The 1,378-nt window shown below is 67.5% G+C and carries 1 protein-coding gene and 1 tRNA gene; one reads left to right on the top strand and one right to left on the bottom strand.

The window, feature by feature from the left end:
* Positions 1–4: 4 nt before the first annotated feature.
* Entirely contained in the window at positions 5–1,327 is a 1,323-nt protein-coding gene (locus tag ABIE65_RS27805; RefSeq protein ID WP_354081997.1) for a recombinase family protein, read from the top strand.
* Here the strand turns inward: ABIE65_RS27805 and ABIE65_RS27800 are convergent.
* A tRNA-Met gene (locus tag ABIE65_RS27800) sits at positions 1,284–1,360 on the bottom strand. The genes ABIE65_RS27805 and ABIE65_RS27800 overlap by 44 nt on opposite strands.
* Between the last annotated feature and the right edge of the window lie 18 nt (positions 1,361–1,378).

Genomic DNA, 1,378 nt, shown 5'->3' with positions numbered 1-1,378 from the left:
GCCGGTGGGCAGTCTGATCAACGTCACCAGCAGGGGGTCATTTTTGAACGCCGATACCCCCGCCAAGGGGGTCAAACTTGCACGCCGAAACACAGGCCGATCGGGCGGCGGCCTGTGTTACGGCTACGACGTCGTCTCGACGGCCGAGCCCGGCCGCGGCGAGCGCGCGATCAACCCGGCGGAAGCCGCGATCGTCCAACGCATCTATCGCCAGTTCGCCGCCGGCATGAGCCCCCGGGCGATCGCAAAGGACCTTAACGAGGCCGGGATCCCCGGACCCCGCGGCACCACCTGGATGGATACGGCGATCCGCGGTCACGTCAGCCGCGGCACCGGCATCCTCAACAACGAGCTCTACATCGGCCGCCTGGTCTGGAACCGCCTGCGCTACATGAAGGACCCGAGCACCGGCAAACGCGTCTCGCGCCAGAACCCGGCATCGCAATGGATCATCCAGGATGTGCCCGACCTCAGGATCGTCGACGACGCGCTGTGGCAGGCCGTGAAGGAGCGCCAGACACAGATCGCCGAGACATTCGAACCGGCGATCACCGGCATACGGGCGGCGCGCAACAATCGCCTCAACGCGGCACACCGACCGAAGTCCCTGCTCGCCGGCCTGATCGTCTGCGGCACCTGTGGCAGCGCCTATACGAGCCTGCAGCGCGGGCGGCTGGGATGCCCCGCACACTATCGGCGCGGCACCTGCGATAACGGCCGAACGGTCCTGCGCACGGCAATCGAGACGCGCGTCCTCGACGGCCTCAAGCAGAAGCTGCTGGCACCGGACAAGATCGCCGCCGCCGTGCGCGCCTTCTACGAGGAGACCAATCGCCTCAACCGCGACGCCACCGCCGCCGCTACCGAGGATCGCCGCACCCTGCAGCAGACCGAGAAGAAGCTCTCCGAGATCGTCGCTGCCATCGAGAACGGCGGCTTCAGCCAGACCCTCATGGCCCGGCTCAAAGACCTCGAGGCTCGTAAGGTCCAGCTGGAGGCGCGCATCGCCCAGGCGCCGGCGGCGCTGCCGCCCATTCTGCCGAACGTCGCCGAGCTCTACGCCGCCAAGGTCGCCAACCTGGTCGAGGCCCTCACCGACCCCGAGGCCATGCTGGAGGCCGGGGACGTCATCCGCTCGCTGGTCGCCAAGGTGGTGCTGACGCCGGGCGCCAAGCGCGGCGAGGTGCACGCCGAACTCCACGGAGAGCTCGCCGCTATCCTGGCGCTGGCATCGGCACAAAAGAAAAGCCTGACACCCGTTTCACGGGGAGTTAGGCTGTCGGTGGTTGCGGGGGCAGGATTTGAACCTGCGACCTTCAGGTTATGAGCCTGACGAGCTACCGGGCTGCTCCACCCCGCGGGTGTGTTGTTCGCTGAG

The organism is Constrictibacter sp. MBR-5 (genome assembly GCF_040549485.1).
In the GTDB taxonomy this organism is placed as follows: domain Bacteria; phylum Pseudomonadota; class Alphaproteobacteria; order JAJUGE01; family JAJUGE01; genus Constrictibacter.
The sequence above is the reverse complement of the archived record's forward strand: the minus strand, read 5'-3'. Positions and strand labels throughout refer to the sequence as shown.